The organism is Streptomyces sp. NPDC086989, assembly GCF_044745505.1.
Taxonomy (GTDB): Bacteria; Actinomycetota; Actinomycetes; order Streptomycetales; family Streptomycetaceae; genus Streptomyces.
This window is the reverse complement of record NZ_JBIVAL010000010.1, coordinates 210,285-231,700: the sequence shown is the minus strand read 5'-3', so window position 1 is coordinate 231,700 and position 21,416 is coordinate 210,285. Positions and strand designations below refer to the sequence as shown.

Genomic DNA, 21,416 nt, shown 5'->3' with positions numbered 1-21,416 from the left:
GCGCATGCCTCCCGCTCACCTGGTAGCCCGTTGGTCTACCGCTCCCTTCCCCGAAGGCGAGGAGCCGCAACCTCTGACGCGAGCATTCTGCGCAGACATCCCAGGCATCGGGAACGCACGGGCCCCAAACTTCCTTGTGAGATACCCAACTCTCCTGCGATTTCACGGTAGGTGAGGTCCCTGGGCGAAAGAAGTGCCCTCATCAGCTCCGGGCACCGTCCCGGCAATCGGGCGACGGCCGATCGGAGGGCCCGGTTCTCCTCCCCGTGCAGCAGGGCGTCTTCGGGTCCGGCGCCCGCGCGCCCGGGCCGGGATCCGTCCTCGACGTGATGGCGGTGGCCGTACGGGATCTCGCGGCGGGCGCGGCGGCGGGCGAGCCGGGCCTCCGCGCGCACGGCCCGGCGCAGCCAGCGTGCCGGCTCGGCGGGGGCGGGGTCGTGTTCCAGCAGCCTGACCCAGACGGCTTGTTCCAGGTCGGCGGCCTCCACTCCGGTGCCCGGGGCCTCCGCGGCCGCCTCGGCGGAGAGCAGCGGGCCCAGTTCGTTCAGGAGGTCGGAGTCCTTCAGCAGGTCCATGCCGGGCGGGACGCGCGGGCCGTGCCCGGCGGTTTCCCTGCCCGGCACAGCCCACTCGTACGTGATATTCCGCTTATCTGTTGACGGGTGGCGTGCGGAACCTGTCCGAAAGACGCTCCCCGCCGGCCGCGAGCCGGCTACCGGCCGCGGCCCGGGCGGAAGGCCTCGGCCGCGAGCAGTCCGGTGTCGGCGTTGTCCGTGAAGATGCCGTCGATGCCCTGTTCGAAGTACGTCCTGAACGCGCCGAAGGCGTCTCCGTACGCGGTCGGGTCGGCGCCCCTGCGGTACTCGGCCGGCAGGAAGGTGTTCTCGTTGCGCGCGGTGTAGGGGTGCAGCACCAGCCCGTTGGCGTGGGCGTCCTTGACCAGCGTGGTCGGGGCGCCGAGCCTGCCGGCCGCGTCGCGCGGCAGGATGAGGTCCATGGTGGGGCCGATGCCCTGGGCGAACCCGGCGATCCACTTCAGGCCCTCGGGCTTGACCAGGTCCGTCACCGTCCGCGGGTCCTTGGCCTGTTCGAAGTCCCAGGGCCGGGTGCCCGCGGCGGCCAGCAGGACCACGCGGGGCGCGGAGACCAGCCGGGAGAGCCGCTGGATGCTGGAGGGCTCGAACGACTGGAGGAACAGCGGGGCGTTGCGCCCGTCCCGGCCGTAGCGGCGCAGCAGCTTGGCGAGGGGCTCCTCCAGGCCCAGGCCCAGGGCCCGGAAGTAGGTGGGGTGCTTGGTCTCGACGTGCAGCCAGATGCGCCTGCCGCGCCGCCTGCCCTCCCGGTCGGCCCAGCGCAGCACCTCCTCGAACGTGGGCACGTCCCACCGGCCGTCGTAGAGGGTGTTGCGCTGGCGGACCGCGGGAATGCGCTCCTTCGCCCGCAGGGTCTTCAGCTCGGCGAGGGTGAAGTCCTCGGTGAACCAGCCCGTGACCGCGACGCCGTCGACCGTCTTGGTCGTACGGCGGGCGGCGAACCCGGGGTGGTCGGCGACGTCGGTGGTGCCGCCTATCTCGTTCTCGTGGCGGCACACCAGGTGGCCGTCCTTGGTGGGCACCAGGTCCTGCTCGACGACGTCCGCACCCAGGTCGAGGGCGAGCTCGTACGAGCCGAGGGTGTGCTCGGGCCGGTAGCCGCAGGCCCCGCGGTGGCCGATGACCAGCGGCACGGGCAGGTCCCGGTAGCCGCCGCCGTGGCGCAAGTCGGCCGCGTACGCCGCCTCGGCCGGGTCCGCGGCGCCCGCCGCCGGTGCCGTCTGCGCGGCCGAGGCGGATCCCGCCGAGAGCCCGGCGATGCCGCCGCCCGCTGCCATGACGGCCGCGCCGAGGACCGTACGCCGTGCTGCCCCACCCTGCGTCATGAATGCCACTCCTGTCGTCTGAGAGGGCCGGGCGTCTCCGGGGTCTCCGGCTTCCCGCGGCCCGATCCGGCGTGGCGATCGTAGGCAGCGGCCGGTGGCGCGGGGGTGGGCCTGCGGGGAACATGGCGGAAACGTGCGTCAACACTGCGTATCCACCTCGTGAACCCGATGTGCACTCGGAGCTGACCCGCGAGTATCGTCCTCACCTGCACTACCGCCGTGTGGTGCGAAACCCGATTTTCGATGCCGGAGGGCTCACGTTGTTCCGTACATCGCTCATCAAAGCCACTGTCGGGCCGGTCATGCGCATGATGTTCCGCACCCGTGTGGAGGGCATCGAGAACATTCCGGGCACCGGACCGGTGATCCTGGCGGGCAACCACCTCACCTTCATCGACTCCATGATCCTCCCGCTGGTGTGCGACCGGACGGTGCACTTCATCGGCAAGGACGAGTACGTGACGGGCAAGGGCGTCAAGGGCCGCGCCATGGCGTGGTTCTTCACCGGGGCCGGCATGATCCCGGTCGACCGTGACGGCGCCAACGGCGGCGTCGCCGCCCTGATGACGGGCCGCCGCATCCTGGAGGAGGGCAAGATCTTCGGGATCTACCCGGAGGGCACCCGCTCCCCCGACGGCCGCCTCTACCGCGGCCGTACCGGCATCGCCCGCCTGACCCTGATGACCGGCGCCCCGGTGGTCCCCTTCGCGATGATCGGCACCGACAAGCTCCAGCCGGGCGGCGCGGGCATGCCGCGCCCGGGCCGGGTCACCGTCCGCTTCGGCGAGCCGATGGAGTTCTCGCGCTACGAGGGCATGGACCGCGACCGCTACGTGCTGCGCGCCGTCACCGACTCGGTGATGGCCGAGGTCATGCGGCTCTCGGGCCAGGAGTACGTGGACATGTACGCCACCAAGGCGAAGGCCGCGTAGCTGCGGCTGCTACTGCCGTTGGAGTGACCGGCTGACGCCCGCCGCGGTCGTCGTGGCGAGGATCCAGCCGGTCACGATCAGCACGTACGACAGCCACTGGTACCAGCCGTCCGGCGCGAAGGCGCCCTCCTGGCCGAAGCCGACGATCGGCAGCATCAGGTCGATCGTGTAGAACACCGGATTGAACTCCGGCGCCTCCCCGGCCTTGAGCTCCCTCGGCGGGTGCAGGCCGTACGCGATCGAGCCGGTCAGCAGCAGCGCCGCCAGCCAGCCCGCGGCCCGCAGCGGCCGGAAGCCATAGCCGACGGTGGCGTCCTGGAGCAGCCCCCAGGCCCTGGCGTGCCGGGGCAGGGTGCTCCGGTGCCGGCGCAGCTTGGCGAGCTGCACCGTGCGGGCCCCCGCCTCGTCGCCCACCGTGCGGTAGGCCGCGCCGAGCTGCTCGTACGCGTAGGGCAGGTAACCCGACTCCTCCCGCTCCAGCGCGGGCAGCCGCTCCTGTGGCGGCAGGTGCGGGGCGAGGGTGCGGTAGGTGAGGCCGTCGATGGCGATCCGCTCGGGCCAGGAGCCGGGTTCGACGTGGAGCAGGTCGAAGGTGGACCGGCGCAGGTTCACGTCGCCCCGGATCGGTGGACAGCGGCGCAGCCACAGCTCGCCGATGGCGGAGCTGGAGGCGCGCAGTGCGGTTCCGCCGGGGTTGGCGAGATCGGCGCGGGAGAGATTGGCCTGGCCGGGTATGCGGGAGCCGGTGAGGTTGACCATGCCGCGGGCGTGCAGCCGGTGCGCGCGCAGGTCGGTTCCGACGGTCAGCGTCTCGGCGTGCAGGGCTATGCCGCCGGGGGTGACCAGGCGGGCCCCGTCGAGCTGGACCTGTCCGCCCACGGTGGCGCCGTTCAGCCGCATCTGGCCGTGGACCGTCAGGTCGTTGGCGATGATGTCGGTGCCGATCTCGATGTGGTTGAGCTGGAGCGGCGGCTCCTCCGCCTCGTCGCCCGTCACCGGCCCGATCACCGCCCCCTGGAGGAAGAGGCCGCCGTCCACCTTGGCGCCCTGGAGCCGGACGGGGCCGGTGATCCGGCAGCAGGAGAGCCGCAGGACCACCTCGACGCGCATCGTGGCGGCGGTGAGGCCCGGGAGGGTGGAGTAGCCGAGGACGAGCGCCTTCAGCCGGGACCCGTACAGCAGGGGCTTGCGCTCGAACCAGCAGTCGCGCAGGCGTATGGGATGGTCGACGGCCGCGTACCTGAGGTCGAGGTCGCCGGTGATCCGGGCACCCTTGATCTTGAGCCCGGCGACCCGGCCCTCCTCGGCGGTGCCCGCGCCCAGCAGCAGGGCGCGCAGCACGTCCGCCCGTACGGTGCGCTCCGGGCCCCAGTCGGCCCCGTCCACCGAGCTGTCCTCGGGATGTTCCCGGAAGTCGACGCCCTCGCCGCGCGGAAAGGCTTCCCATACGCGGCGCTCGGCCGGGGTCAGTTCGGTGATCTCCATCGCCGGGATGGTGTCCCGCACGCCGACGTGGTGTCAACTGCGTGCGGAACACCCCTCCCTGGCGGTGCGTCAGTGCGTGGCGCCGTCCTGGAGCCTCTGCCCCCTGAGCAGGAACCAGGCGACGGCCGCCGTGGCCAGCAGGACGGCCGCGCCGACGCCGGAGGCGAACCGCAGGCCGTCCACGAAGGCGTCCTGGGCGGCGGCGACCATGGTCTGCGCGGTCGCCGGGTCCACGGCCTTCGCGGCTTCGACGGCGCCGCCCAGCGATTCGTGCGCGGCGTCGGCGACCGGTGCGGGGACCGAAGCCGGGGCGGTGAAGCCCTGGTAGACGCCGGTGACGATGGAGCCGAGCAGGGCGATGCCGAGGGCGGCGCCGAGTTCGTACGCGGTCTCGGAGACGGCCGAGGCCGAACCGGCCTGCTCCTTGGGGACGCTGGAGAGGATCACGTCGGCGGTGACGGTGAAGGAGAAGCCGGCGCCGAGACCGACGACCAGCAGGGCCACGCCCAGCAGCGGGTAGCCGCTCTCCTTGTGGATCAGGGTCAGTGCGCCCAGGGCGAGCCCGATGGACGCGAGGCCGCCGGTCACGATCGACCGTACCGAGTACCGGCGGGCGTACCGGCCGGCGACCAGTCCGGTGACCACCGCGCCGACGGCGGCGGGCAGTTCGGCCAGTCCCGCCTCCAGGGGGTCGCGGCCCTGGACGAGCTGGAGGAACTGGGAGAGGAAGAAGACGAGGCCGGAGAGGCCGAAGACGGTCAGCAGGTCGGCGAGGACCGCTCCGGAGAAGCCGCGGTGCTTGAAGAGCCGCATGTCGAGCAGCGGCGACGGCAGGCGGAACTGACGGCGGACGAAGGCGTACAGGCACGCGGCGCCGAGAGCCGCGGCGGCGCAGACGCCCCACGTCACGCCGTGGGTGGCGACTTCCTTGACGGCGTAGACGACGCCGATGACACCGACGAGCGAGAGGGCGACGCTGACCAGGTCCCAGGGGCCGGCGACCGGGTTCTTCGACTCGGGCAGCAGCTTGATGCCGACGAGGACCAGTGCGATCATGACGGGCAGGTTGATGAGGAAGACCGAGCCCCACCAGAAGTGCTGGAGCAGGGCTCCGCCGACGACGGGCCCGATGGCCGCGCCGGCCGAGGCGGTGGCGCCCCAGATGCCGATGGCGAGGCTGCGCTCCCTGGCGTCGTGGAATATGTTCCGGATCAGCGCGAGCGTCGACGGCATCAGCGTCGCGCCGGCCACGCCGAGCAGGGCCCGGGCCACGATCATCATCTCGGGGCTGGTGGCGTAGGCGTTGAGGACGGAGACGGCGCCGAAGGCGGTCGCGCCGACCAGGAGCAGCTTCTTGCGGCCGATGCGGTCGCCGAGGGAGCCCATGGAGACGAGCAGGCCGGCGATGACGAACGAGTAGATGTCGCCGATCCACAGCAGCTGGGTGCCGGACGGCTTGAGGTCCTCACTGAGGGAGGGTGTGGCGAGACCGAGCACGGTGGCGTCCACCGCGACCAGCAGGACGGCCAGGACGAGCACGGAGAGCGCCAGCCAGCGCCCCCTGCTCCCGCCGCCCGACGTACCCCTGATCGCCTCCGTCCCCTTCTCCCGGGTCAGCTGTTCGTTGCGGCTCATTTCTCCACGCTCCGTCGTGCGCCACCGAGCAGCAGCTCGATGATCATGTATTGGAAGTCCTTCGCGGCGACCCGGCCGTCCATGACGGCCCAGGCGCAGGTGCCGATGAGGCCGTAGAGGGCCTCGGTGAGCCAGGCGGGGCTCAGGTCGATCCGGATGTCACCCTCCGCCTGGCCGCGCCGGAAGAGCGCGCTGACGCGGGCGTCGAGCCGGGCCCATCCCTCGTTGACCTGGTCGCCCTCGAAGAGCTGGTTCTCGGTGACGAGGAAGGCCAGCAGCTGGGCGTCCCGCTCGGCCTCGGCGACCAGCCGGCGCAGCGCCTCGACGGCGGTTCCCTCGTCGAGGCGGGCCTTGTCGAAGGCCGCTTCGAACTGGCGGATGCCGAGTTCCTCCAGGGCCCGTACGAGGGCGTCGCGCCCGGCGAAGTGCCGGTGGAGGGTCGCGCGGCCGATGCCCGCGGCGCGGGCGACCTCGTCCATCGTGGCGGTCGATTTGCGGGAGAGCAGGGCTGCGGCGTCGCGGAGCACCTGGTCACGGTCCATGGCCATGAGACAAGCATACCCCGAATGAGACATTGATGTCTCACTCAAAAATGAGGTGCCTCCGGGTGCCCCGGACGGAAGGCTGGCGCGATGACACCCAGGCCCCTGCTGCTGATCGACGTGGACGGCCCGCTGAACCCCTACGCGGCCCAGGCCCAGCGCCGCCCGCCGGGGTACTCCACCCACCGGATGCGCCCCACCGGCTGGACGGAGGCGGAGAGCCGGAAACCGCTCCGGGTCTGGCTGAACCACGGCCACGGTGCGGAGCTGCTCGCCCTGGCGCGCTCGTACGAGCTGGTCTGGGCCACCACCTGGAAGGACGAGGCGAACGACTGGATAGGCCCGCCCCTGGGCCTGCCGCGGCTGCCCTGCATCGACTGGCCGCAGATGCACGGACGGGCCCCGCGTGGCACCTTCTGGAAGACCCAGTACATCCTCGAGTACGCGGGCGCACGGGAGTTCGCGTGGATCGACGACGACATCACGGAGATGGACCGGGAGTACGTGGACCAGCTCCATCCGGCGAGGGCGCTGCTTATGCGCATCGACGAGCGGGTCGGCCTGACCCGGCAGGACTTCGACAGGCTCGCCGACTGGGCGGCGTGACGGCGGCCGACGACCGGGGGCCGGGGACGGCGGCCGGGGGCCCGGGACGGCTGCCCGGGACGGCGCGGCGGTTTTGATCAAGATCGCGGCCCTCTCTAGCATGCCCATGCCATCCCCGTGTCTGCCGCCCGACGAAAGCGACCCATGCGCATCCAGCGGATCCTCGCCACGACCGCCGCCCTCGCCTGCCTCGCCGCGCTTCCCGCGTGCAAGGGAGAGGGCCACGCGGCCCCACCGGGCGCACCCGCCCCCTCCGCCTCCGGGACGGCCGGGGGTGCGGCCGCCGAGGGCCCGCTCGTCCGGGCGCAGCAGTACATACGTCAGTGGGCCGGCTGCGAGGACCTGAGCGCGAAGGCCGAGGACCCGAGGATGCCGCACGGCGACTTCCCGAAGGCCGGGCAGTGGTCGGTGACGCAGACCGGCGTCTGCAGCACCACGGCCGACAAGAGCGACATCGTCATCGCCGTGCCCAAGGACATGAAGGAGTTCCAGGCGGGCTACAAGAAGTACGTCATGGACCGGATCTCCGGCGGCGAGGGGGCGTACGGGCTCTTCAGCAACGTCCTGATCGGCAAGGACTTCGTCGCCTTCCCCACCCTGCCGAAGACCTCCATGGCGCTGGTCCGCTCCGAGATGCGCGTCCTGACCTGCAACCCGACGGCCCCCGTCCCCAAGGGCTACAAGCGGGAGAAGGCCCTGGTCGAGGGGTGCGGCCTCAGCGATTTCGTCGCCGCCGAGGACGGCTCGGGCAGCCCGAACCTCGAGATCCCGCAGAACCCCTCCGACGGCCGGGGCGAGAAGGCCGGCCAGCCCGCGACCGGCAGCCTCGGACTTCCGCGCGCGGGCAGCATCGCCGAGCTCCGCACCCTCGTGAACAACAGCCCGCTGGCCTGCAAGGAGCACTTCTCCACCGATCCGGAGGCGGTGGCGATCGAGTCCATCGACTTCCAGCCGGTGGTCGAGGGCAACGCCCTGGACTGGGGCGTGACCGGCCGGGCCCTGTGCGGGCAGCCGGCCGACGGGCAGCGCGCCCGCAGCCTGAGCTGGCTCGACACCGTCGGCGACATGAGGAGGCTCCAGACGAAGGCGAAGGCCGCGCAGCAGGCCGACCTGAAGGACGACGGCAAGCTGAGGGCGACCGCCAGCCGGCTGCTCGTCGGCGAGAACGTCGCCGTGGAGACCAACAGCGTGTCGGCCCGGTTCGTCCTGTACCAGATGCAGTTCCTCTACTTGAACTGCATGCGCGGCTTCTCCGCCCCGTCCGGGTACCGGCTGGAGAAGGCGCAGGTCGAGGGCTGCGTCCTGACCAACTACGAGCCGGAGCACCCGGTGCGCTGAACACGCGGGCACGGACACGACGCAGGGGCGGCCGGAGCGTGGGCTCCGGCCGCCCCTGCGGGCATCCCGCGGCGTGCGGGGGTGCAGGGCCCGGGCCCCGGAGGGGCCGCGGGCGTGCGGGCCGCATGGCCGCGGACGTACGGGGCAGCGCCGTGCGGCTACTGCTTGTGGGCGGCCCAGGCGTGCTGGATGACCAGGTCGGCCTTGAGTTCGGCGAGCTGCTTGGCGACCGCCGAGGGGGCGGTGCCGCCGCGGCCGTTGCGCGAGGCGAGGGCGCCCGGCACGTTGAGCACGGTGCGGACTTCCGGGGTCAGGTGCTCGGAGATCTTCGCGAACTGCTCGTCGGTGAGCTCGTCCAGCTCGACCCCGAGGGCCTCGCACTCCTTGACGCACTCGCCGGCCACCTCGTGCGCGACGCGGAACGGCACGCCCTGCTTGACCAGCCACTCCGCGATGTCCGTGGCGAGGGAGAACCCGGCTGGGGCCAGCTCCTCCATCCGCTCCCGGTTGACGGTGAGGGTGGCCATCATCCCGGTGAAGGCCGGGAGCAGGACTTCGAGGGTGTCGCAGGAGTCGAAGACCGGCTCCTTGTCCTCCTGGAGGTCGCGGTTGTAGGCGAGCGGGAGGGCCTTGAGGGTGGCCAGCAGGCCCGTGAGGTTGCCGATGAGCCGGCCCGACTTGCCGCGCGCCAGCTCCGCGATGTCCGGGTTCTTCTTCTGCGGCATGATCGACGACCCGGTCGAGAAGGCGTCGTGCAGGGTCACGAAGGAGAACTCCTTCGTGTTCCAGATGATGATCTCCTCCGCGATCCGGGACAGGTTGATCCCGATCATCGCGGTGATGAAGGCGAACTCGGCGACGAAGTCGCGGGAGGCCGTGCCGTCGATCGAGTTGCCGACCGAACCGCGCTCGAAGCCCAGGTCGGCGGCGACCGCCTCCGGGTCCAGGCCCAGCGAGGAGCCGGCCAGGGCGCCCGAGCCGTACGGGGAGACCGCGGTCCGGGTGTCCCACTGCCGCAGCCGCTCCGCGTCCCGGGACAGCGACTGCACGTGTGCCAGTACGTGGTGGGCGAAGAGCACCGGCTGCGCGTGCTGGAGGTGGGTCCGGCCGGGCATCGCCACGTCGGGGTGGGTCTCGGCCAGGCCGACCAGCGCGTCCTGCAGGTCCGCGATCAGGCCGCCGACGATCCGGGCGTGGTCGCGCAGGTACATCCGGAAGAGGGTGGCCACCTGGTCGTTGCGGGAGCGGCCGGCCCGCAGTTTGCCGCCGAGCTCGGCGCCGAGCCGCTCCAGCAGGCCCCGCTCCAGGGCGGTGTGCACGTCCTCGTCGGCGATGGTGCCGGTGAACGAGCCGTCGGCGACGTCGGCTTCGAGCTGGTCCAGGCCCGCGATCATGCGGTCGAGCTCGTCGGCGGTGAGCAGGCCGGCTTTGGCGAGCACCCGGGCGTGGGCGCGGGATCCGGCGATGTCGTACGGCGCGAGCCGCCAGTCGAAGTGGACGGACGCCGACAGCAGGGCCAGCGCCTCCGAAGGGCCGTCGGCGAACCGGCCGCCCCAGAGCCGGACGTCACCACCGTTGTTGCTGCTCACAGCTACTGCTCCTCAAGACTGCATCTGCATGGCTTTGGATGTTTCACAAGGCTTCGGGTGTGCAACTGGCTCCCCGTCGCGGAGGAAACGGGGAGACGGTCGGATGCCGTCGGCCGTCGGGCGAGGTGGCGGCGCCTGCATCGGCGCGGTCCGTCCAGCGGCAGGCATAACTATGCATTGCTCCGTATGTTTCGTCAATTGCGCGTGAGGGTCACCCCGCTGACCAGCGCGAATATCAGAGGTGGCACGGGCGGCGAAAGCCTAGGATCGGCGGTCCGCGCCGTATCGGGGAGGGCACGTGGGAGTCGAGGCACAGCGGCAGGCCGAAGAGGGCCGCGCCGCGGCGGTGCACCTGCTGCGCGACGGACGCTTCGGGACCGGCGGCGCCCGCCGCCCCGTCCAGCCGATCTCGTGGATGGCCTTCGACGCGGAGATCCGCCGCAGTCACCGTCCCGGGTCCGCCGGGCCCCGCGGCGCCGACCGTGTCGAAGAGCGCCTGTGCCACCCCGACGGCCGGATCCGCGAGGCCGCGCTGCGCAATCCGAAGGCGCCGCTCCCCGCTCGTCGCGATCCGCTGCACCGACTGGGCGCCCGCCGTACGCCAGCGCGCCCGCCAGGTGCTCGGCGAGGCCCTGGCCGCCGACCCGGCGCGGACGCTGATCGACCTCACCCCGCTCGTCCTGCGGCTGGCCCGGCGCGAGCAGGGCGGCTGGGCGAGCGACCTGTTCGAAGAGGCCCTCACCGCCGAGGACCCGGTCCTCACCCCGTGGTGGCGCCCCGCGCGCGACGCCCGGTGGTGGCGCCCGGCCCGGGAGGCCGTCTCGGCGACCGGCGAGCAGCCCGACACCGTACTCGGCCGGCTGCGGCGCAGCGCGGACCTGCCCACCCGCCGGTTCGCCACCCGCATCACCCTCGCCGGCGGACTGCTCGGCGTACGGGAGCTGGCCCGGCGGGCGGCCCGGGAGCACGATCCCGTGACGGCCCGACTGTGGGCCGACGCGGCGCTGGCCGCGCTGGCCGGCGGCGAACCCGACGACGGGGCGATCGACGCCCTGCTGCACGGACACCTGCCCATGGTCCGGGCCGGCGGGGTCACGGCCCTGCGCCGGGAAGGGCGCTTCGCCGAGGCGCCGGACCACCTGACCGACCCCTCCGCGCTGGTCCGGGCCTGCGCGCGCTGGCTGGTCAAGCAGGACGGCGGCGACCCGTACGACCACTACCGCGCCCTGGTCGGGGACCCGGCCCGGGTGACCCCGTACGCCGTCACCGGTTTTGCCGAGTGTGCCCGGCGGGCGGACGCGCCGCTGCTGCGCGCGCTGCTGGACCACCCCGCCGGGGCCGTGCGGGCGGCGGCGGTCGCCGGGCTGCGCGCGCTGGACACCACCGACATCGACCTGCTGCGGCCCCTGCTCGACGACCCGTCGGCCGCCGTCGCCCGGGAAGTCTCCCTGAGCCTGGCCGGCGTCGCCGGCCGGCTGCCCGCCGAGTGGCTGCTGGAGCGGATCGCCCCCGACCGCCCGGCGCACACCCGCCGGGCCGCCTACCGGGTGCTGTTCGCCCGCGGCGGGGTCGTCGGGCTGCGCGCCTCCACCGAGCTGCTGACGGACGCCGACCCGGCGCTGCGCCGCACGGCCGCCCGGCGCGTGCAGAGCCTGTGGTCCCCCGACCGGCCGCCCGCGCTGCCGGTGCGCGACCCCGAGGTGGGCACCCTGCTGGACCGCTGCACCGGGCTGTTCAGCGAGTACGTCATGGGGCGGATGCGCTCACGCCTCGGAATTCCCCGTGCGCCGTCCGACCCCGCCGGATAATGATCTCATGGGAAAACTTCACGACCGCATAGACGGCCGGCTGCGCAAGTTCATCGAGGAACAGCCGGTCTTCTTCACGGCCACCGCCCCGCTCGCCGGTGACGGCCATGTCAACCTGTCACCCAAGGGCCGCGCGGGGACCCTCGTCGTCGTCGACGAGCAGACCCTCGCCTACCTGGACTTCGGCGGCAGCGGCGCCGAGACCATCGCCCACGTCCGCGAGAACGGCCGGATCACGCTGATGTGGTGCGCGTTCAGCGGCCCGCCGAACATCGTGCGGATCCACGGCGAGGGCGAGGCCGTCTTCCGCGACGACCCGCGCTGGGCCGAGCTGATCGCCCTCTTCGGGCCGGCCGACGGGCCCGCAGCGCGTGCGGTCATCGTGGTCCGCGCCCGCCGGATCGCCGATGTGTGCGGGTACGCCGTCCCCTTCATGGAGTACCAGGGCGAGCGGACCCTCCACGCGGAGTACTTCGGCCGCAAGACGGACGAGGAGTTCGCGGCGTACTGCGAGAAGAAGGATTTCATCGGGTCGAGTGTCGACGGCCTGCCTGCGCTGCCACTGCCCCTGCCTCCCCGTACCGTCTGACATGTGCTGCGTACCGCTCTTGTCACCGGCTCACTGATCGTCACCAGCCTGCTCGCGCAGGGCCCGTACGGGTCCGCCCCGCTGCCGGACCGGCTCGCCGACACGGGCGGCGGCAGCCAGCTGATCATCGCCGTCGCCCCCGGGCCCGGATCCACCACGGGCCGGGTGACCTGGTGGGACCGGCGGGCGGGGCGCTGGTACGAGGCCGGCGGCGCGGAGGCGCGCTTCGGTGCGAACGGCCTGACCGAGGGCGCGACCCGCACCCAGGGCACGAACACGACACCGACGGGCCTGTACGACCTCCCGTACGCCTTCGGGATCCACCGCGCGCCCGCCGGGACGCAGTTCCGGTACCGGAGGGTGACGGACCGCTCGTGGTGGTGCCAGGACAACGCCTCGGGCAGCTACAACCGCTGGGTGGAGCCGCTGCCCGCGGACTGCGCGCCGGGCGAGGCGGAGCACCTGGTCGCGTACGAGAAGCAGTACGCGCACGCGCTGGTCGTCGGCTTCAACTACGACCGGCCGGTGCACGGCCGGGGCGCGGGCATCTTCCTGCACGTCAACGGCAAGGGCGCGACGGCCGGTTGCGTGTCGGTGCCGGAGCGGGCGATGCAGGCGATCCTGCGCTGGGCCGAACCGCACCGCCGCCCGCACATCGTGATCGGCACCGAGGACGGACCCCTCGCCGTGACGCGCTACTGAGGGCCGGCGGGCTCCTCGTCGGCGGACGCGTACCGGTACGCGTCCGGGCCCAGGTCCCAGTGTTCGTCCGGGTCGAGGCCGCCCCAGTCCGCGAGGTCCCCGTCCCCGTCCTCGTCCGTGCCCCCGTCGAGGCCCCGCCAGCGGGTCCGGTCCCCCTTGCTCAGGAGCAGCCGGCGCCGCTGCTCCCCGTCCAGCGCGGCCTGCGCGGGATGCGTCTGCTCGCGGACGCGTTCGTCCAGTGGGCTCCTGCCGGACGTGCGGTCCCGGATCCGCTGCGCCACCGCCTCGGCCCGCCAGAGCGCCGCCATGCACAGGGCGGTCACCACCGTCGCGCCCCATTCCAGGACACCCTGGTGGTGGGCCTCCAGGACCACGATGCCGGCCCCGGCCCAGACCATCAGCAGCAGCACGAGACCCGTGCAGCCGCAGCAGGACCGGACGCAGCCGTCCGCGGGCTGCGGCGTCCGGGGCAGCTCCGGCAGGTGCGCGTGCTGCTCGGCGCGGTGCGCGGCGGTCGCCGCCCGGTACTCCTCGTCGCCCCACTCGATCCAGCCGAGCGAGACCGGTGCCGGATCGTGCCGGCGTACGGCGGCCAGCAGGGCGGCGGGCACCGGGTGCGCCGGTGCGCGGCCGGGCTCGTGTCCGGCGCCGGCGAGCCACACCGCGCCCTCGGGGTCGACGTCGACGTAACGGTCGAGCAGCAGCTCGGCGGCAGCGGCCTCGGTCGCCTCGTTCTTCAGCGCGGCGACGTGGTACGGGTCCAGGTCCAGCGCGGCGACGAGCGCGACGGCCTCCCGGTGGATCCGGGCCCTGCGCCGGCCCTGCAGGCCGATGACCGCGTACACGGCGGCGGTGACCGCCGACACGAGTGCGGCCAGGGCGAGTTCATGCACGCCCCGAGGCTACGTCCGCCGCCGCCGGGCCCGACATCGGATTTCCGGGGCCCGGGCGTGGACCGGTGCGGCTCAGCCCTCCTTCTGGGCCAGCCGCAGCAGGTGGTCCGCGAGGGCCTGGCCGCCCGACGGGTCGCGGCTGATCAGCATGAGCGTGTCGTCGCCGGCGATCGTGCCGAGGATCTCGCGGAGTTCGGCCTGGTCGATCGCGGAGGCGAGGAACTGGGCCGCGCCGGGCGGGGTGCGCAGCACGACGAGGTTCGCGGAGGCCTCTGCCGAGATCAGCAGTTCACCGGAGAGGCGCCGCATGCGCTCCTCCTTCGCCGACTCGCCGAGTGGGGCCTGCGGGGTGCGGAAACCGCCCTCGCTGGGCACCGCGTAGATCAGCTCGCCGCCGGTGTTGCGGATCTTCACCGCGCCGAGCTCGTCGAGGTCGCGGGAGAGCGTCGCCTGGGTGACGCTCAGCCCGTCGTCGGCGAGCAGCTTGGCCAGCTGGCTCTGCGAGCGGACCGGCTGCCGGTTGAGGATGTCCACGATCCGGCGGTGGCGGGCGGTGCGGGTCTGCGGAACGGAAGGCCCTCCCCCGGGCTCCGCGCCGGCTGCCGCCGATGGCGCCCCCCTCCGGGCCGACCCCCACTGCTCGTGGTCCTGCGCCTGGCTCATCGTCGTCTCATTCCCCGGTAAGTCCGTCCCCGTCGGCTGCTCGGAGGATGCCGGGCAGGGCCCGGACGAACGCGTCCGCCTCGGCCTCGGAGAGCACGTACGGGGGCATGAGCCGCACGACGTCGGGGGCGGGCGCGTTGACCAGGAATCCGGCATCCTGGGCCGCCTGCTGCACCTGCGGTGCGAGCGGCCCGGTCAGCACGATACCCAGGAGAAGGCCTTCACCACGGACGTGGGAGACGAGCGGGTGGCCGTTCCCCTCGCAGAGGCTCTCGATTCCGGAGCGCAGCTGCTCCCCGCGCGCCTTGACCCGGTCGAGCAGGCCCTCGGCGGCGATGGTGTCGATGACCGCGAGTCCGGCGGCGCAGGCGACGGGGTTCCCGCCGAAGGTGGTGCCGTGCTGGCCGGGCTGGAGCAGCTCGGCGGCCGGCCCGAAGGCGGCCACGGCACCGATCGGCAGACCGCCGCCCAGACCCTTCGCGAGCGTGACGAGGTCGGGCTCGACGCCCTCGTGGGCCTGGTGCTCGAACCAGTGGCCGCACCGCCCGATGCCGGTCTGCACCTCGTCGAGGACGAGCAGGGTGCCGGTGGCCCGGGTGATCTCGCGGGCGGCCTTCAGATAGCCGGCCGGGGGGACGATGACGCCGTTCTCGCCCTGGATCGGCTCGATGACGACGAGCGCGGTCTCTTCGGTGACGGCGGCCCGCAGGGCTTCCACGTCGCCGTAGGGGACGTGCGTGACCTCGCCGGGCAGCGGCAGGAAGGGACCCTGCTTCTTCGGCTGGCCGGTGAGCGCGAGGGCGCCCATGGTCCGGCCGTGGAAGCCGCCGTCGGTGGCGACCATATGGGTCCGCCCGGTCAGTCGGCCGATCTTGAAGGCGGCCTCGATGGCCTCGGCTCCGGAGTTGCAGAAGAAAATCCGCCCGGGCCGGCCGAACAGCTGGAGCAGCCGTTCGCCGAGCGCGAGGACCGGCTCGGAGGCGTACAGGTTGGAGACGTGGCCGAGTGTGGAGATCTGCCGGGTCACGGCCTCGACGATCGCCGGGTGGGCGTGGCCGAGGGCGTTGACCGCGATGCCGCCGACGAAGTCGGTGTACTGCCTGCCGTCCGCGTCCCAGACCCGGGCGCCCTCGCCGCGCACGAGGGCCAGCGCGGGCGTGCCGTAGTTGTTGGTCAGCGCGCCCTGCCAGCGGGCGGCGTACCGCTGGTTGCCGGTCACCTCGTCGTGCGTCACTGCGCTCCCCCTTGCCGTGCGTCGTCGGGCACGACCATCGTGCCGATTCCCTCGTCGGTGAAGATCTCCAGCAGGATCGAGTGCGGGACCCGCCCGTCGATCACCCTGGCCGTGCTCACGCCGCCGCGGACGGCGTGCAGGCAGCCCTCCATCTTGGGGACCATGCCGCTGGACAGCTCGGGCAGAAGTTTCTCCAGCTCGGAGACGGTCAGCCGGCTGATGACCTCGTCGCTGTTGGGCCAGTCCGCGTAGAGGCCCTCCACGTCCGTGAGGACCATCAGCGTCTCGGCGCCGAGCGCGGCGGCGAGCGCCGCGGCCGCCGTGTCGGCGTTCACGTTGTACACGTGGTGGTCGTCGGCGCTGCGCGCGATGGAGGAGATGACCGGGATCCGGCCGTCCGCCAGCAGCGCCTCGATCGCACCCGTGTCGATGGCGGTGATCTCGCCGACGCGGCCGATGTCGACGAGCTCGCCGTCGATCTCCGGCGTGTGCCGGGTGGCCGTGATGGTGTGGGCGTCCTCGCCGGTCATGCCGACGGCGAGCGGCCCGTGCTCGTTGAGCAGCCCGACCAGCTCCCGCTGGACCTGGCCCGCAAGCACCATCCGTACGACGTCCATGGCCTCCGGGGTGGTGACCCGCAGCCCCGCCTTGAACTCGCTGACCAGGCCCTGCTTGTCGAGCTGGGCGTTGATCTGGGGGCCGCCGCCGTGCACCACGACCGGCTTGAGACCGGCCTGGCGCAGGAACACCACGTCCTGGGCGAAGGCCGCCTTCAGGTCGTCGTCGATCATGGCGTTGCCGCCGAACTTGATGACGACGACCTTGCCGTTGTGGCGGGTGAGCCAGGGCAGTGCCTCGATGAGGATCTGCGCCTTGGGCAGCGCGGTGTGCTTGCGCGCGGTGCCGGGCCGGCCGGCCTTCTCGTCGCCCTTCCGGGCGCTCTCGTCACTCATGAGCTGTAGGCGCTGTTCTCGTGGACGTACTCGGCGGTCAGGTCGTTGGCCCAGATCACGGCGGACTCCGAGCCCGTGGCGAGATCGGCGGTGATGCGGACCTCGCGGTCCTTCATGGAGACCAGGTCGCGGTCCTCGCCGACCGAGCCGTTCCTGCAGACCCAGACTCCGTTGATGGCCACGTTCAGCCGGTCCGGGTCGAAGGCGGCCCGGGTGGTGCCGATGGCCGAGAGCACCCGGCCCCAGTTCGGGTCCTCGCCGTGGATGGCGCACTTGAGCAGGTTGTTGCGGGCGATGGACCGGCCGACCTCGACCGCGTCCCCCTCGGTGAGAGCGCCGACGACCTCGATGCGGATGTCCTTGCTGGCGCCCTCGGCGTCCCCGATCAGCTGACGGGCGAGGTCGTCGCAGACGGTCCGGACGGCCTCCGCGAAGTCCTCGTACGCCGGCACCTGGCCGGAAGCGCCGGAGGCGAGCAGCAGCACGGTGTCGTTGGTGGACATGCAGCCGTCGGAGTCGACCCGGTCGAAGGTGGTGCGGGTGGCGGCGCGCAGCGCCTTGTCGAGGGTGCCGCCGTCCACGTCGGCGTCGGTCGTGAGCACGACGAGCATCGTGGCCAGTCCCGGGGCGAGCATGCCCGCGCCCTTGGCCATGCCTCCGACGGTCCAGCCTCCCCCAGACTCCGTCCGGGGGGACCCCCAGGTCACCGCTGCCGTCTTGTGCACGGTGTCGGTGGTCTTGATGGCGATGGCGGCGGCCTCGCCGCCGTCCTCGGACAGGGCCTGCGCCGCGGTCTCGATGCCGGGCAGCAGCTTGTCCATGGGGAGCAGGACGCCGATCAGGCCAGTGGACGCGACGGCGACCTCACCGGCGTTGTGCTCACCGCCGAGGACCTGCGCGACCTTCTCCGCCGTGGCGTGGGTGTCCTGGAAGCCCTTGGGGCCGGTGCAGGCGTTGGCACCGCCGGAGTTGAGGACCACGGCGCTGACGACGGCGCCGCGCAGGACCTGCTCGGACCAGAGCACGGGCGCGGCCTTGACGCGGTTGGAGGTGAAGACGCCCGCGGCGGCCAGCCGCGGGCCGTGGTTCACCACGAGCGCCAGGTCGGGATTGCCGTTCGCCTTGATTCCCGCGGCGACACCCGCCGCGGTGAACCCCTGTGCTGCCGTGACACTCACTGCATCTCCTTGTTCGCTTCTCCGCCCGCGCAGCGCGGATCCGAGGCCGTCGTCGTCTGCAGCCCGGTGGCTGCGCGTGCCGGGGGCACCTCCCAGCGGGAGCGGGGGGAGCTCACGGTGCGACTCCGATCGAGGAAAGACCCAGGCCCTCGTGGAGGCCGAGGGCGATGTTCATGCTCTGCACCGCGCCGCCGGCGGTGCCCTTGGTGAGGTTGTCGATGGCGCTGATCGCGATGATCCGCTGTGCGGACGCGTCGTACGCGACCTGGATCTGAACGGCGTTGGAACCGTAGACGGAGGAGGTCGCCGGCCACCGCCCCTCGGGCAGCAGGTGGACGAAGGGCTCGTCCGCGTACGCCTTCTCGTACGCGGCGCGCACCGCGTCGGCGGTGGTGCCGGGGAGGGCCTTGGCCGAGCAGGTGGCCAGGATGCCGCGCGGCATCGGCACGAGGGTCGGCGTGAAGGAGACGGAGACCCGCTGCCCGGCGACCGGGCTCAGGTTCTGCACCATCTCGGGCGTGTGCCGGTGCCCGCCGCCCACTCCGTACGGGGTGACCGAGCCCATGACCTCGGAGCCGAGCAGATGCGGCTTGAGGGTCTTGCCGGCGCCGGAGGTGCCGGTGGCGGCGACGATCACGGCCTCCGGCTCGGCCAGCTGCGCGGCGTAGGCCGGGAACAGGGCGAGGGAGACGGCGGTCGGGAAGCAGCCGGGGACCGCGATGCGCCGGGAGCCCTCCAGCGCCGCGCGGGCGCCGGGCAGCTCGGGAAGCCCGTAGGGCCAGGTGCCGGCGTGCGGGGACCCGTAGAACGCCTCCCAGTCGGCGGATTCCTTGAGCCGGTGGTCGGCGCCCATGTCGACGACGAGGACGTCCTCGCCGAGCTGGGCGGCGACGGCGGCGGACTGCCCGTGGGGCAGCGCGAGGAAGACCACGTCATGCCGACGGCCCTGACCGGCGAGGACCTCGGGCGTGGTCGCCTCCAGGATCCGGTCGGCGAGCGGCACCAGGTGCGGCTGGAGGGTGCCGAGGGGCTGTCCGGCGTTGGAGTGGCCGGTCAGCGCGCCGATCTCCACCTCGGGGTGGGAGAGCAGCAGGCGCAGCACCTCTCCGCCCGCGTACCCGCTCGCTCCGGCCACCGCTACACGTACCACCATCGGACCCTCCTCCTCGATGGCATGACTATACGTAGCTCCGCAGTTTTATGCAAAGTCCTCGGGGTGATCCGAATGGACCCGGCCCGGGGTGGTGCCCGGGGACGCGGCGGCCGAGGGTGGGTGGGGGCCGCCGGAGACCGGTGTCCGGCGGCCCGCCGAGAGGGAGGACCGCGCCGTGCGCGCTTCTTCCGGGGACGCCGAGGCCGTCGTCGCCGAGGCCAACGGGGCCGCACGGCGGCGCCCGGCCTTCGACGACACCCGTGACCTGGAGGACGAGCGCCGCGGATTCCTCGGCACGGCCGAGGAGGCCGCGATCCGCGACGCGGACGGCCGGGTCGTGTGGGACCTGGACGCCTACGGGTTCCTGGACGCGGACTGCGCGCCCACGGCCCACCCGAGCCTGTGGCGCCAGAGCAGGCTGGTCGCGGGCCACGGGCTGCTCTTCGACTCCCTCGCGATCCGGGTGGACGGGCCGCGCAGCCGGGACGCCGACGTCACCGTCCGCCGGCACCTCCCCGACGGCGGCGGGCCGCGCACCCTGCGCCTGAAGAACGGCGTGCTCACGCACGTACGGGGGGCCGGGCCGGCCGCCGGCGAGCCGGACGTCGAGATCACCCCGGACGAGCCGGCGCTGCGCAGTCTGTTGCTGGGCCGGGCCGACCTCGGGGAGCTGGTCGCCGGGGGCCGTGCCCGGGTCACCGGCGACCCGGCCCGGCTCGCGGGGCTGACCGGCCACCTCACCGAGCCGGACCCCGGCTTCCCGATCGTGACGCCCTGACCGGGCCCGTGGTCCCGGAGCGGGACTACGCCGGGGGCGGGGAGGAGCGGTCCAGCGCGTGCCGGACCCATACGTTCGGCTCCACGTACACCGCGTAGCCCTGTTCGAGCTCGCAGCGGACCGGGGCCAGGGCGCCCGGCACCCGGACCGGGCCCGTCGCGTCGAACGGCAGCCCGGTCCACTCCCGCCACTGCGCGAGCGAACCGGTGATCGTCATCGACAGCGGTGCCACCGAGTCGATGACGGCCCCGGCGCGGGCGTGGACGCGCAGCCAGGGGTCGTACGGAAGGCCGTCCCCGCGCGTGCGGTACGCGTACTCCTCGATCGGCGTGTCCGGCTCGGCCGGCTTGCCGCTCGGCCGGACGGGGGCCACCACCTCGGCGAAACCGCGGGAGCGGGCGTTGTCGCGCATCGCGGCCAGCATCATCCCGGACAGGCCCTCGCCCTGCCGGTCGGTGGCCACGGTGATCTCGACGGCGCTCACCGTGTCGGGGGCGATCCCGCGCCGCAGGTCGGAGAAGGCCCACATGAGGACCTGGTCCCAGCCCCGCGCGGGCAGGATCCCGTCGCGGCCCGGCGCGTTCAGCGCGAACGGGACGCTGTACCCGCGGGCGACCACCGCGTCGCCGTCCGTGGCGACCAGGACGTAGTCGGCCAGCTCCCTGGTCATCCGCGGGTAGAGGAGCCAGGCGACGGAGTCGTGCTGGGAGAACTCCGGCCAGGGGTCCTGCATGTCCCAGAGCCGGTCGGCCAGTTCGGGGCGCTGCGCGAGGGTGGTGATGTGTATCCCGTTCATGTGCGCAGGCTAGGGCGGTGGAGCGGTGCGACTCCACTCCTTTAGGCGGGAGCCTGGAGGCAGAGGTGCCAGTCGCCGGAGCGGCCCGTGAGGGTGACCGTGGACAGTGGGCGGACGTCGACGTTCCAGTACGTCAGCGGGGCCGCCCTCAGCGCGTACACCAGGGCCGCCCGGACCACGGAGGGCTCCGCCACCGCCACGATCGCGGCGCCGTCGTCGGCGGGCCGGCTGTCGAGCCAGCCGCCGATGCGGGAGATGAAGGAGAGCAGGGATTCGCCTCCGTGCGGCGAGGAGCGGGGGTCGGTGAGCCAGAGGTCCACCGACCCCGGCTCGCGCTCCGTCACCTCGGCCAGGGTCAGCCCCCGCCAGCGGCCCATGTCGCAGTCGCGCAGCGCCGGCTGGGCGAGCGGCGCGTACCCGAGCGCCTGCCCGGTGGCCCGGCTGCGCGGGCTGGGCGAGCAGTAGCGCAGCTCGGCGGCGCCCAGCGGCACGAGTCCTTGCGCGGCGGACTCGACCGCGCGCCAGCCCGCCCCGTCCAGCGGGCGGTCGTCGTCGAAGCGCTCGGCGAGCAGCGAGGAACCACGGGCTGCGGCGACGAGCGAAACCCGAACATTCATGCGGCGA

General features: G+C 73.0%; 21 protein-coding genes. 7 read left to right on the top strand and 14 right to left on the bottom strand.

Translation table 11 applies throughout. The features are described 5' to 3' along the window. Positions 1–35: 35 nt before the first annotated feature. Complete coding sequence (locus ACIPK4_RS25135; protein ID WP_402316288.1) at positions 36–575, bottom strand: RNA polymerase sigma factor; 540 nt, start codon at positions 573–575, stop codon at positions 36–38. A 137-nt stretch (positions 576–712) separates the two neighbouring features. After that, on the bottom strand, positions 713–1,918 hold the full coding sequence (locus tag ACIPK4_RS25130) for a glycerophosphodiester phosphodiesterase (RefSeq protein ID WP_402316082.1): 1,206 nt from the start codon (positions 1,916–1,918) through the stop codon (positions 713–715). Positions 1,919–2,220: 302 nt separating this feature from the next. Here ACIPK4_RS25130 and ACIPK4_RS25125 point away from each other — a divergent pair, with 302 nt between their 5' ends. Beyond that, entirely contained in the window at positions 2,221–2,850 is a 630-nt protein-coding gene (locus ACIPK4_RS25125) for a lysophospholipid acyltransferase family protein (protein ID WP_385186817.1), read from the top strand. Between the two features lie 9 nt (positions 2,851–2,859). On the opposite strand, the gene ACIPK4_RS25120 is transcribed toward ACIPK4_RS25125, so the two are convergent. From ACIPK4_RS25120 to ACIPK4_RS25110, 3 genes are all read right to left on the bottom strand, one after another. Continuing rightward, positions 2,860–4,335: a membrane-associated oxidoreductase gene (locus ACIPK4_RS25120; RefSeq protein ID WP_402316080.1), complete on the bottom strand. Its 1,476-nt coding sequence runs from the start codon at positions 4,333–4,335 to the stop codon at positions 2,860–2,862. Positions 4,336–4,404: 69 nt separating this feature from the next. After that, positions 4,405–5,970, bottom strand: a complete 1,566-nt coding sequence (locus ACIPK4_RS25115; RefSeq protein WP_402316079.1) for an MFS transporter — start codon at positions 5,968–5,970, stop codon at positions 4,405–4,407. Next, positions 5,967–6,518, bottom strand: a complete 552-nt coding sequence (locus ACIPK4_RS25110; RefSeq protein WP_402316078.1) for a TetR/AcrR family transcriptional regulator — start codon at positions 6,516–6,518, stop codon at positions 5,967–5,969. Before ACIPK4_RS25110 ends, ACIPK4_RS25115 begins: the two co-directional genes overlap by 4 nt. 84 nt (positions 6,519–6,602) lie before the next feature. Between ACIPK4_RS25110 and ACIPK4_RS25105 the strand changes: the two genes are divergently transcribed. Both ACIPK4_RS25105 and ACIPK4_RS25100 read left to right on the top strand, forming a co-directional pair. Next, positions 6,603–7,118, top strand: coding sequence for an HAD domain-containing protein (locus ACIPK4_RS25105; protein WP_402316076.1), 516 nt, complete (start codon positions 6,603–6,605; stop codon positions 7,116–7,118). Between the two features lie 144 nt (positions 7,119–7,262). Next, complete coding sequence (locus ACIPK4_RS25100) at positions 7,263–8,456, top strand: hypothetical protein (protein WP_402316074.1); 1,194 nt, start codon at positions 7,263–7,265, stop codon at positions 8,454–8,456. Positions 8,457–8,614: 158 nt separating this feature from the next. On the opposite strand, the gene argH is transcribed toward ACIPK4_RS25100, so the two are convergent. Next, positions 8,615–10,045, bottom strand: coding sequence for an argininosuccinate lyase (gene argH, locus ACIPK4_RS25095; RefSeq protein WP_402316073.1), 1,431 nt, complete (start codon positions 10,043–10,045; stop codon positions 8,615–8,617). 482 nt (positions 10,046–10,527) lie between these two features. Between argH and ACIPK4_RS25090 the strand changes: the two genes are divergently transcribed. From ACIPK4_RS25090 to ACIPK4_RS25080, 3 genes are read left to right on the top strand one after another with little or no spacing between them, the layout of a single operon-like run. Further along, complete coding sequence (locus tag ACIPK4_RS25090) at positions 10,528–11,853, top strand: hypothetical protein (protein WP_402316071.1); 1,326 nt, start codon at positions 10,528–10,530, stop codon at positions 11,851–11,853. Between the two features lie 7 nt (positions 11,854–11,860). After that, positions 11,861–12,442, top strand: coding sequence for a pyridoxamine 5'-phosphate oxidase family protein (locus tag ACIPK4_RS25085; RefSeq protein ID WP_402316070.1), 582 nt, complete (start codon positions 11,861–11,863; stop codon positions 12,440–12,442). Positions 12,443–12,448: 6 nt separating this feature from the next. Beyond that, positions 12,449–13,144, top strand: coding sequence for a L,D-transpeptidase (locus ACIPK4_RS25080; protein WP_402316286.1), 696 nt, complete (start codon positions 12,449–12,451; stop codon positions 13,142–13,144). Here the strand turns inward: ACIPK4_RS25080 and ACIPK4_RS25075 are convergent. The 6 genes from ACIPK4_RS25075 to argC all read right to left on the bottom strand — a co-directional run bounded on the left by ACIPK4_RS25075 (position 13,138) and on the right by argC (position 19,218). Next, the gene (locus ACIPK4_RS25075; protein WP_402316068.1) at positions 13,138–14,037 is read right to left on the bottom strand and encodes a hypothetical protein; all 900 of its coding nucleotides are present in this window, start codon (positions 14,035–14,037) and stop codon (positions 13,138–13,140) included. The two genes, ACIPK4_RS25080 and ACIPK4_RS25075, sit on opposite strands and share 7 nt — an antisense overlap. Positions 14,038–14,109: 72 nt before the next feature. Then, positions 14,110–14,700 carry an arginine repressor gene (locus ACIPK4_RS25070; RefSeq protein WP_054226122.1) on the bottom strand — a complete coding sequence of 197 codons (591 nt, stop codon included), beginning with the start codon at positions 14,698–14,700 and terminating at the stop codon, positions 14,110–14,112. 7 nt (positions 14,701–14,707) lie between these two features. Next, on the bottom strand, positions 14,708–15,934 hold the full coding sequence (locus ACIPK4_RS25065) for an acetylornithine transaminase (RefSeq protein ID WP_402316066.1): 1,227 nt from the start codon (positions 15,932–15,934) through the stop codon (positions 14,708–14,710). Continuing rightward, the gene (gene argB / locus ACIPK4_RS25060; RefSeq protein WP_376201685.1) at positions 15,931–16,887 is read right to left on the bottom strand and encodes an acetylglutamate kinase; all 957 of its coding nucleotides are present in this window, start codon (positions 16,885–16,887) and stop codon (positions 15,931–15,933) included. Before argB ends, ACIPK4_RS25065 begins: the two co-directional genes overlap by 4 nt. Next, positions 16,884–18,065, bottom strand: coding sequence for a bifunctional glutamate N-acetyltransferase/amino-acid acetyltransferase ArgJ (gene argJ, locus ACIPK4_RS25055; protein ID WP_402316064.1), 1,182 nt, complete (start codon positions 18,063–18,065; stop codon positions 16,884–16,886). Before argJ ends, argB begins: the two co-directional genes overlap by 4 nt. A 112-nt stretch (positions 18,066–18,177) precedes the next feature. Next, entirely contained in the window at positions 18,178–19,218 is a 1,041-nt protein-coding gene (argC, locus tag ACIPK4_RS25050; RefSeq protein ID WP_402316062.1) for an N-acetyl-gamma-glutamyl-phosphate reductase, read from the bottom strand. Between the two features lie 175 nt (positions 19,219–19,393). Here argC and ACIPK4_RS25045 point away from each other — a divergent pair, with 175 nt between their 5' ends. Beyond that, entirely contained in the window at positions 19,394–19,996 is a 603-nt protein-coding gene (locus ACIPK4_RS25045; RefSeq protein ID WP_402316061.1) for an alkyl sulfatase C-terminal domain-containing protein, read from the top strand. Positions 19,997–20,021: 25 nt separating this feature from the next. Here the strand turns inward: ACIPK4_RS25045 and ACIPK4_RS25040 are convergent, their stop codons facing one another. Then, positions 20,022–20,792, bottom strand: a complete 771-nt coding sequence (locus ACIPK4_RS25040; protein WP_402316059.1) for an N-acetyltransferase — start codon at positions 20,790–20,792, stop codon at positions 20,022–20,024. Positions 20,793–20,833: 41 nt separating this feature from the next. After that, complete coding sequence (locus ACIPK4_RS25035) at positions 20,834–21,409, bottom strand: histidine phosphatase family protein (RefSeq protein ID WP_402316057.1); 576 nt, start codon at positions 21,407–21,409, stop codon at positions 20,834–20,836. Positions 21,410–21,416 lie beyond the last annotated feature (7 nt).

What these genes read in the sequence shown, in the direction of transcription:
- ACIPK4_RS25130 (WP_402316082.1), bottom strand. Translation starts at nt 1,918, where the DNA reads ATGACGCAGGGTGGGGCAGCACGGCGTACGGTCCTCGGCGCGGCCGTC.
- ACIPK4_RS25115 (WP_402316079.1), bottom strand. Translation starts at nt 5,970, where the DNA reads ATGAGCCGCAACGAACAGCTGACCCGGGAGAAGGGGACGGAGGCGATC.
- ACIPK4_RS25120 (WP_402316080.1), bottom strand. Translation starts at nt 4,335, where the DNA reads ATGGAGATCACCGAACTGACCCCGGCCGAGCGCCGCGTATGGGAAGCC.
- ACIPK4_RS25040 (WP_402316059.1), bottom strand. Translation starts at nt 20,792, where the DNA reads ATGAACGGGATACACATCACCACCCTCGCGCAGCGCCCCGAACTGGCC.
- ACIPK4_RS25100 (WP_402316074.1), top strand. Translation starts at nt 7,263, where the DNA reads ATGCGCATCCAGCGGATCCTCGCCACGACCGCCGCCCTCGCCTGCCTC.
- argC (WP_402316062.1), bottom strand. Translation starts at nt 19,218, where the DNA reads ATGGTGGTACGTGTAGCGGTGGCCGGAGCGAGCGGGTACGCGGGCGGA.
- ACIPK4_RS25070 (WP_054226122.1), bottom strand. Translation starts at nt 14,700, where the DNA reads ATGAGCCAGGCGCAGGACCACGAGCAGTGGGGGTCGGCCCGGAGGGGG.
- ACIPK4_RS25035 (WP_402316057.1), bottom strand. Translation starts at nt 21,409, where the DNA reads ATGAATGTTCGGGTTTCGCTCGTCGCCGCAGCCCGTGGTTCCTCGCTG.
- ACIPK4_RS25110 (WP_402316078.1), bottom strand. Translation starts at nt 6,518, where the DNA reads ATGGCCATGGACCGTGACCAGGTGCTCCGCGACGCCGCAGCCCTGCTC.
- ACIPK4_RS25135 (WP_402316288.1), bottom strand. Translation starts at nt 575, where the DNA reads ATGGACCTGCTGAAGGACTCCGACCTCCTGAACGAACTGGGCCCGCTG.
- ACIPK4_RS25125 (WP_385186817.1), top strand. Translation starts at nt 2,221, where the DNA reads ATGCGCATGATGTTCCGCACCCGTGTGGAGGGCATCGAGAACATTCCG.
- ACIPK4_RS25085 (WP_402316070.1), top strand. Translation starts at nt 11,861, where the DNA reads ATGGGAAAACTTCACGACCGCATAGACGGCCGGCTGCGCAAGTTCATC.
- argB (WP_376201685.1), bottom strand. Translation starts at nt 16,887, where the DNA reads ATGAGTGACGAGAGCGCCCGGAAGGGCGACGAGAAGGCCGGCCGGCCC.
- ACIPK4_RS25105 (WP_402316076.1), top strand. Translation starts at nt 6,603, where the DNA reads ATGACACCCAGGCCCCTGCTGCTGATCGACGTGGACGGCCCGCTGAAC.